Below are 8157 nucleotides of genomic sequence, written 5' to 3'. Positions count from 1 at the left end.
AGTCACCCTCACATTTGGTTCGTCTTACTTTGTTTAGTTTTCAAAGGTCTAAAGCGTGTTGCCTTGTTTCTGACAACTTCTAAATTATAGCAGTTGTTTCTCAACATGTCAACAAGTTTTTTAATAAATATTTTTTAAATTGAATATTTATCCATTTGCCAGCTCAGTGTTTCCATGAGGACTTAAATAGATTAACATATTTATTTACGTTTTGTCAACATTATTTTTACAATAACATTTCCATCTATTCAGTCTATCACTTATCTCTCTTAGCGACATCAATTACTATAACAAGTTTTTTGATACTGGTCAATAAAAAGATTTCGTTTTTTTTACTTTTTTTAAAAAAGCGTATATTTTACCATTTTTTTGCATTTAGATTTGTATTACATACGAACGAAACGAATAAAAGGACTGTTTTAAAAAAAGTCCTTTATATCATCGTTCGCTTTTCTAAAATCACTTTAGTTGATACTGGTATAAATTAAAGTCATTTATTTGTTCTCCAGCATTGAAATCTTCTTTACAATCGATTAAATCAAAGCTTTCACTACAGTACATCTGGTTTAAAAATTCATTTTCAGCAATACAATCTAATCTGAGAGCTCTTTTTTGTTTTTTTTCAGCATAGTCTTTAGCTGCATTAATCATCATCTTTGGAATTCCCATTCCAGCTTTGTCTCTCTTTATGTTCAAACGATGAAGGTAATAAAAATCATTTCCTCGATCCTTCCCCCATAAAGCAGCATCCCACTCACTTTGTTGATCCCACAATATGAACATTCCAACTAATTCATTATCTAAAGTTCCGTAGAATACTTCTCCTCTATCAATGGCACTTGCTGTACCATGATTATCTTTGCCTTCTAATATACCATTCCATTGTAACGATCCTTTAGCTTTTAACCATAGTGCCGTTTCTTTAAGTAATGCCTCAATCATTTCAAGGTGTTCTGTTTTTGCTTGGTGCAACATAAAAGTTCCGCTCATTTTATTCCCCTTTCTTCTATATAGAGAGAAGTTTTTAACTGTTTTTTGTTATTAAATACAGTACTACAAATGTTGTCGACTAACAATGACTTTTTAAACTACTATTTAAAAAAAAGCCTATACACCTTTTTTCTATCACTACGATAAGAAAAAGGATGCATAGACTTTTGAAGTGTGTTGTTATTTCGATACATCTAAATTACAGACGTGCATTTAATTCTTTACCTAATTCTTCAAATCCTGGTTTTCCTAACAAAGCAAACATATTTTTCTTGTATGCTTCTACACCTGGTTGATCAAATGGATTTACACCATTTAAGTATCCAGATAGACCGATTGCGATTTCAAAGAAGTACATCATGTAACCCAATGTATACGCATCTTGTTGAGGAATCGTTAAGATCATGTTAGGCACATCTCCGTCAGTATGTGCTAAAAGAGTTCCTTGGAAAGCTTTGGTATTTACGAAATCAATACCTTTTCCTTCTAGGTAACCTAATCCGTCTAAATCTTCTTCAGTAGATGGGATAGCAATATCGAACTTTGGTTTATCTACTTTAATAACTGTTTCAAAAATATTGCGTTGTCCTTCTTGGATGTATTGTCCCATTGAATGTAGATCAGTAGAGAAGTTTACGCTTGAAGGATAGATTCCTTTTTGGTCTTTACCTTCTGATTCTCCAGCCAATTGTTTCCACCATTCTGAGAAGTATTGCAATGATGGTTCATAGTTAACTAAAATTTCAGTATCTTTTCCTTTACGGTAGAAGACATTACGCAATACAGCGTATTGATATGCTTCATTTTCTTCAATTTTATCACTAGAAAATTCCACTGACGCATCTGCAGCACCTTTCATCAATTGATCAATGTCTGCTCCACTAGCTGCAATTGGCAATAAACCTACTGCTGTTAATACAGAGAAACGTCCGCCAACATCATCAGGAATAATAAATGATTCATAGCCTTGTGCATTTGCTTCTTGTTTCAAAGCACCACGTTCTTTATCTGTAGTAGCGTAAATACGAGATTTAGCTTCTTCAGAGCCATATTTTTTTTCTAATAATCCTTTAAATACTCTAAAAGCAATAGCTGGTTCAGTAGTTGTACCTGATTTAGAGATAATGTTTACTGAGAAATCACGGTCTCCGATCACTTGGATCAAGTCATGTAAATAACTTGAACTAATGCTGTTTCCAGCAAAGAGAACTTGTGGTGCCTTGCGAGTTTCTTTATCAAGCAAGTTAACGAAAGAATGGTTCAAGAAATCAATCGCAGCTTTTGAGCCTAAATAAGATCCTCCAATTCCAATAACAACCAAAATTTCTGAATCGCCTTGGATTTTTTTAGCTGCTGTTTTGATACGAGCAAATTCTTCTTTATCATAATTTTTTGGCAAATCAATCCAACCTAGGTAGTCGCTACCTGCTCCAGTTCCTTTACGCAACATTTCATCAGCAGTTGTAACCTGTTGTTGTAAGTTCGTAATTTCATGTGGTTGTACAAATTTTTCAATATTTGAATAATCAAATTTAATATGACCCACGTAAACCCCTCCAATTAATTGTTTTAAAGAATATAAACTCTATTCTCATACCACTTAACTTTAGTTGTTTTAGTTAAAAAAAGCAAGAAAAAACGGCATTTCTCGAATGAGAAGTACCGTTAAAGATAATCTTATTTAAATTGCGGGACTCCTGAAATTTCCCAATTTTCTAATGTTTTTGTTAGCTCATCAGAATGTAACCAGGTTAGCGAGTTATCGCCGCTTTCAGTTAGAAGTCTATAATCGGCTTCTTCATCATAAAGTTCAAAAACAAATAAAGGGATACGGTTATCATTAACTACTGCATTTGTTAGTTCATATAAATTCAAATCAGTTGCTTTAATAGGTAAAATAATTTTTAACGCCTCTAATATAGTAGCTAACCCTGTTTTAACATCACTAATCTCGGTGGTAGGGAATGAATGTACTTCAGCTTCTGCTTTCACTAAAAAAACATACTTTCCTTCTGGTCCTTTTGCCATTATAGTTCCAGCTACCCATCTTTTCTCTGTCATTAGTTTACACCTCTACCTATAGTTTTAAGCTCGTTTGTTTGGTTTACAATAGGTCAATAATTTTTTTTACTACATTACCCTGTTTTTTTCATCTTCTTTAGCTTCTTCAATCCATTTTGGCATTGACTCTTTTATTGTAGTAAAACCTAACTTACCGATCTTTTCATGATGTTGCCTTCTTTTCTTAGGATGATATTGAAATGTTGTATTTTCCTCTAACGTTCTTAGAGATAAACTGATTTTTTTTGTGTATTCATCAATGTCTAATACCATCACTTCAATTTCATTCCCCACTGTTAAAACTTCATTTAAGTCTTTAACAAAACCATGTTTGCATTCTGAGATATGGATAAGCCCTTGTGTTTCTTCATCAAGCGAAACAAACGCTCCATAAGGTTGAATTCCAGTAATTTTGCCTTTAATAACCATGCCAATTTTATACTTCATCCTATCACCTCGCTTATCCATTTCTAGAGTATTTTTGTTCTATTTTTATTTTAGCATAAATAAACACATAGCGTATTTAGAATACGTTTTCATATTTTTAAAAATTAAACTTTATTTATGGTATCGGTTTTAAAAGAGGCATCATAGAAAAAAATATCTCTCTTTGCTTTTTACTAGTATACTTAACTTATATAATAGAAACTAACTTTAGATTGGAGGTATAGTTGTATGACTTGGAACTTTGATGAACAAATTGATCGCAGTGAGCAAAGTAGTGTTAAATGGGGGTATTCAAAACAATTATTTGGAGACGAAGCTGTTTTACCAATGTGGGTAGCAGATATGGACTTTGCTAACTCACCTTTTATTTTGGATGCTTTGAAAAAAATAGTGGATCACCGTATTCTAGGCTATGCGTTTCCTCCCGATTCTCTCTACCAAGCTATCATAGATTGGCAAAAAAAACGTCATAACTTACAGTTGAAACCCAAAGATATTTTATTCTCTCCTGGAGTGGTTCCAAGTATTGCATTGGTGATCCAAACTTTTACAAACGAACAAGAGACTGTGATGATTCATGACCCCGTTTACACCCCTTTTGAAAATATGATTACATTGAATAACCGAAAAGTCATTCGAAATTCGTTGATCATTGAAGATGGTTTGTTTAAGATGGATTTCATCGATATAGAACAACAGTTTATAAAAAGAAATGTAAAACTATTTGTTTTAAGCAACCCACATAACCCTGGAGGTCGTGTGTGGACCAAACAAGAATTGGCTCAATTAGCAGACCTCTGTCAAAAATACCACGTTATCTTATGCAGTGATGAAATACATGGCGATCTTATTTATCAACCAAATGATTTCATTTCAGTTGCAGCCATTAAGGAACAATACAAAGATTTTGTCATTACTCTAACGGCAGCTACTAAAACATTTAACTTAGCTGGGATAAAAAATTCAATGATTTTTGTTCAAAACGAGAATCTGCGTAACGAATTGATTGTAGCTCAAGCCAAAACAGAACAGAATAGCATCAATACATTTGGTTACGCAGCAACTGAAGCCGCTTTTGCAGCAAGCGAACCCTGGCTAGAAGAGTTAATGGCTTATTTAAAAAACAACTTAGAAACAATTTGTACGTTTTTTGATACTGAACTACCTGAAGTTTTTTATATGAGACCTCAAGGAACATACTTACTGTGGTTTGACTGTTCTACTTTAAACATTCCTGATAAACAATTGACCAATCATTTTGCACAAGTCGGGAAAATCGGTTTAAATGCTGGTTCGGATTATGGACCTTCGGGAACAAACTACATGCGACTAAACTTTGCTGCTCCTCGTGAAACTGTTGTTGAAGGTTTGAAGCGTATAAAATATGCATTTGAACACCCAAAAGGTTAAGTAAAAAAATAAACGATCAGCAGACATGACGTCTGTTGATCGTTTTCTTTTTTAGTTTAATTCGATGCTTTCAATAACAATATCGTTTACTGGTTTGTCTTGAGCTCCGCGTTTTACATTTTGGATTGAATCCACAACGTCCATTCCTTCAATCACATGGCCAAAAACAGTGTGACGATTATCTAACCAAGGTGTTCCACCATTTTCTTTATATGCTTCAACAATCTCTACAGGGTAACCCGCTGCTTCAAGTTGACCAATCATATTTGCTGGTGTTTGAGAAGCTGACACGATAAAGAATTGGCTTCCGTTTGTATGAGGACCTGCATTAGCCATTGAAAGAGCACCTTTAAGGTTAAATGCTTTATCTGAAAATTCATCTTCAAAAGAACTTCCCCAGACGCTTTCTCCTCCCATACCTGTTCCAGTTGGGTCTCCACCTTGAATCATAAAATCAGGGATAACACGGTGGAAAATAATTCCATTGTAGTAACCACTTTCTGCTAGTTTAACAAAATTCTCTACCGCTTTAGGGGCAATTTCAGGAAATAATTTAATTTTAAGATCACCCATTGTTGTTTTAATGGTAGCAACTTGTTCATTATTTGCTACTTCATTTGATAATTGTGGAAATTCAGACATTTTATCGTCCTCCTATTTTTTATATTTACTTCTCTATCATACCGAAATCTTGCTTGTATTGCCATTTTTTTTAGCTATCGAACAAAAAATAGATTACTTCTGTTTCTTTTTTTCTATCTTTAACACTTTTTTGTCAAAGAAAAGATTGTTTCATGTTATGATATGAAATAGAATATTGAATTTTTTAAAGGATGGTACACTATGCTTATTTTAACGAACTTTCCGCTTGTTGCGGCTTTTACAGCTATTACATTTGCACAAATTATTAAAGTTCCAGTAGCTTTTCTACTACAAAGAAAAACTACTTGGGCATTAGCTACTTCTACTGGCGGAATGCCTAGTTCACATTCAGCAGCGGTATCTGCCCTTATCACTGCTCTAGCTTTACAGTATGGTGTTGCTTCACCTTTTGTAGCCATCGCAAGTACCTTTGGAGTCATTGTTATGTTTGATTCTATGGGTGTGCGCCGACAAAGTGGCGAACAAGGAATCTTATTAAATCAATTAGTGGTCGATTTTCATATGTTGAGTAAAAAAGTGGTTAAACTTTCTCACGATTCGGCAGCCCTCGTTGATGAACAAACTGAGCGCCACTTAAAAGAATATTTAGGCCATAAGCCGATTGAAGTTTTCTTTGGGATTCTTACCGGTATTTTAGTCGCTTTTGCTACACAAGCTATATTAACTTACTTTTCTATTTTATAATCTTTCTTCACCTTTTTATTGGTCCTTTTAGCTGCCTTGAAAGATACACGCAGTTAAAGGACCATTTTTATTTCCAACTATAGCTACATATGTCTTATATGCTATACTTTAAGACAATTTGAAAGAAAAAAATTGCACCATTGGAGGAATTTAGTTTTGAATACTACTAAAGAAGTCTTTGATATTACGATTATTGGTGGTGGACCTGTTGGCATGTTTGCTGCTTTTTACGGCGGGATGCGCAATGCAAAAGTTAAAATAATTGAAAGTTTGCCTCAGTTAGGTGGACAGTTAAGTATGCTATATCCTGAAAAAAATATCTATGATATCGCAGCACTGCCCGTAGTGACGGGACAAAAATTAATTGATAACCTTTCTGAGCAAATCTCTCGTTTTGACCCAAAGATTTGTTTGGAAGAAGAAGTGATTGATGTCATTAAGAATGATGACGGACTGTTCGAATTAACAACTGCCAAAGATGTCCACTATTCAAAGGCGATCATTATCACTGCTGGAAACGGAGCGTTCCAACCTCGTAGATTGGAATTAGATCAAGCCGATGAGTACGAAGGCAATACCCTTCATTATTATGTGAATAATATTGAGCAGTTTAAAGATCGTACGGTAGCGATTTGTGGTGGTGGCGATTCTGCGGTCGACTGGGCACTGGCTCTTGAACCATTTGCAAAAAAAGTGTATCTCATCCATAGAAGAAATAAATTTAGAGCTTTGGAACACAGCGTGTCCTTACTCGAACAATCAACTGTTGAGATGATCACTCCTTATATCCCAGTGGCAATTAAAGGGCATCATCCACAGATTGAATCTGTTCAATTAAAAGAAGTCAGAGGCGAAAGTGAAAAAGAACTTGAAATCGATGATTTTTTGATTAATTACGGGTTTACCTCTTCCATTGGACCAATGAAAAAATGGGGATTTGACGTGAAACGTAATGAAATCCCCGTGAATACAAAGATGGAAACCACAGTTCCTGGTATTTATGCAGCGGGTGATATCTGTACTTATGAAGGTAAAATCAAATTAATTGCGACCGGATTTGGAGAGGCTCCGACTGCCATTAACAATGCCATGAGTTACATCAATCCAGACGAACGAGTACAACCCATGCACAGCACAAGTCTATTTTAAGAAGCGGTATAAAAAGCTGTTAGTTCATCGTTTACCTAAGTCACAGTTTTTCTTATTTCTGTTACAAACCACCGAATAAGATTCGGAAATTAGGTATTGGTCTACTAGTTTGAACAATTTGTTAAATGGTTATTGCAAGTCATTTGTTCAGCTTTCTAGTATAATTAATTTATACTTAAAACGGAGGGATATGAATGGTAAAAGATACAAATGAGTTACACAAAAAAGCTTTAGAATTATTAGACCAACGTGGCGTTAAATTAAAAGATATTGCCGAATTAGTTATGTTTTTACAACAGTCTTATATCAACGATTTATCTTATGAAGTCTGTTTAGAACACGTAGAAGCCGTTCTCAAAAAAAGAGAAGTCCAAAATACGGTCCTAACTGGAATTCAATTAGATATTTTAGCAGAGAAAAAACAATTGATGAATCCTTTACTGGATATCATTGTGGATGATGAAGGACTATATGGTATTGACGAGATCATGGCTCTTTCAATCGTAAATGTCTACGGTTCAATTGGTTTTACCAACTATGGCTATATTGATAAAATCAAACCTGGCATTCTAAAAAAATTAAACAGTCATGATGACAACGAAGTCCATACATTCTTAGATGATATCGTTGGAGCTATTGCGGCCGCCGCTGCTAGTCGTCTAGCACATGCTCAGCCCACCAAAAGTGATATTACACAATAATCATGAACTAAAAATAAGACCCCACTACTCAAATTTGAGTAGTGGGGTCTTA

At 34.5% G+C, this 8157-nt stretch carries 9 protein-coding genes; 4 read left to right on the top strand and 5 right to left on the bottom strand.

What is annotated here, in order from left to right:
- Window positions 1-459: 459 nt before the first annotated feature.
- The 4 genes from ABS916_RS07305 to yugI all read right to left on the bottom strand — a co-directional run bounded on the left by ABS916_RS07305 (window position 460) and on the right by yugI (window position 3498).
- Window positions 460-990 (bottom strand): GNAT family N-acetyltransferase, encoded by a 531-nt coding sequence (locus ABS916_RS07305; RefSeq protein WP_350451251.1) that lies wholly within the window; start codon window positions 988-990, stop codon window positions 460-462.
- Between the two features lie 199 nt (window positions 991-1189).
- Entirely contained in the window at window positions 1190-2536 is a 1347-nt protein-coding gene (locus ABS916_RS07300; RefSeq protein WP_350451250.1) for a glucose-6-phosphate isomerase, read from the bottom strand.
- A 131-nt stretch (window positions 2537-2667) separates the two neighbouring features.
- Window positions 2668-3051, bottom strand: a complete 384-nt coding sequence (locus ABS916_RS07295) for a hypothetical protein (RefSeq protein WP_350451249.1) — start codon at window positions 3049-3051, stop codon at window positions 2668-2670.
- 69 nt (window positions 3052-3120) lie between these two features.
- Entirely contained in the window at window positions 3121-3498 is a 378-nt protein-coding gene (gene yugI / locus ABS916_RS07290) for a S1 domain-containing post-transcriptional regulator GSP13 (RefSeq protein WP_350451248.1), read from the bottom strand.
- A gap of 228 nt (window positions 3499-3726) precedes the next feature.
- On the opposite strand from yugI, the gene ABS916_RS07285 reads away from it, so the two are divergent.
- Window positions 3727-4908 (top strand): MalY/PatB family protein, encoded by a 1182-nt coding sequence (locus tag ABS916_RS07285; RefSeq protein ID WP_350451247.1) that lies wholly within the window; start codon window positions 3727-3729, stop codon window positions 4906-4908.
- Between the two features lie 51 nt (window positions 4909-4959).
- Here ABS916_RS07285 and ABS916_RS07280 read toward each other — a convergent pair whose 3' ends face one another.
- Window positions 4960-5550 (bottom strand): peptidylprolyl isomerase, encoded by a 591-nt coding sequence (locus ABS916_RS07280; protein WP_350451246.1) that lies wholly within the window; start codon window positions 5548-5550, stop codon window positions 4960-4962.
- Window positions 5551-5751: 201 nt separating this feature from the next.
- Here ABS916_RS07280 and ABS916_RS07275 point away from each other — a divergent pair, with 201 nt between their 5' ends.
- From ABS916_RS07275 to ABS916_RS07265, 3 genes are all read left to right on the top strand, one after another.
- A complete protein-coding gene (locus ABS916_RS07275) occupies window positions 5752-6255 on the top strand; it encodes a divergent PAP2 family protein (protein WP_035021613.1) in 504 nt (167 codons plus the stop codon).
- A gap of 156 nt (window positions 6256-6411) precedes the next feature.
- On the top strand, window positions 6412-7404 hold the full coding sequence (locus tag ABS916_RS07270; protein ID WP_350451245.1) for an NAD(P)/FAD-dependent oxidoreductase: 993 nt from the start codon (window positions 6412-6414) through the stop codon (window positions 7402-7404).
- Window positions 7405-7598: 194 nt separating this feature from the next.
- Window positions 7599-8105, top strand: a complete 507-nt coding sequence (locus tag ABS916_RS07265; RefSeq protein WP_350451244.1) for a phosphatidylglycerophosphatase A family protein — start codon at window positions 7599-7601, stop codon at window positions 8103-8105.
- Window positions 8106-8157: the final 52 nt, after the last annotated feature.

The sequence above is a fragment of the Carnobacterium sp. genome, assembly GCF_040274945.1.
In the GTDB taxonomy this organism is placed as follows: domain Bacteria; phylum Bacillota; class Bacilli; order Lactobacillales; family Carnobacteriaceae; genus Carnobacterium_B.
The sequence above is the reverse complement of the archived record's forward strand: the minus strand, read 5'-3'. Positions and strand labels throughout refer to the sequence as shown.

What these genes read in the sequence shown, in the direction of transcription:
- ABS916_RS07305 (WP_350451251.1), bottom strand. Translation starts at nt 990, where the DNA reads ATGAGCGGAACTTTTATGTTGCACCAAGCAAAAACAGAACACCTTGAA.
- ABS916_RS07295 (WP_350451249.1), bottom strand. Translation starts at nt 3,051, where the DNA reads ATGACAGAGAAAAGATGGGTAGCTGGAACTATAATGGCAAAAGGACCA.
- yugI (WP_350451248.1), bottom strand. Translation starts at nt 3,498, where the DNA reads ATGAAGTATAAAATTGGCATGGTTATTAAAGGCAAAATTACTGGAATT.
- ABS916_RS07285 (WP_350451247.1), top strand. Translation starts at nt 3,727, where the DNA reads ATGACTTGGAACTTTGATGAACAAATTGATCGCAGTGAGCAAAGTAGT.
- ABS916_RS07280 (WP_350451246.1), bottom strand. Translation starts at nt 5,550, where the DNA reads ATGTCTGAATTTCCACAATTATCAAATGAAGTAGCAAATAATGAACAA.
- ABS916_RS07275 (WP_035021613.1), top strand. Translation starts at nt 5,752, where the DNA reads ATGCTTATTTTAACGAACTTTCCGCTTGTTGCGGCTTTTACAGCTATT.
- ABS916_RS07265 (WP_350451244.1), top strand. Translation starts at nt 7,599, where the DNA reads ATGGTAAAAGATACAAATGAGTTACACAAAAAAGCTTTAGAATTATTA.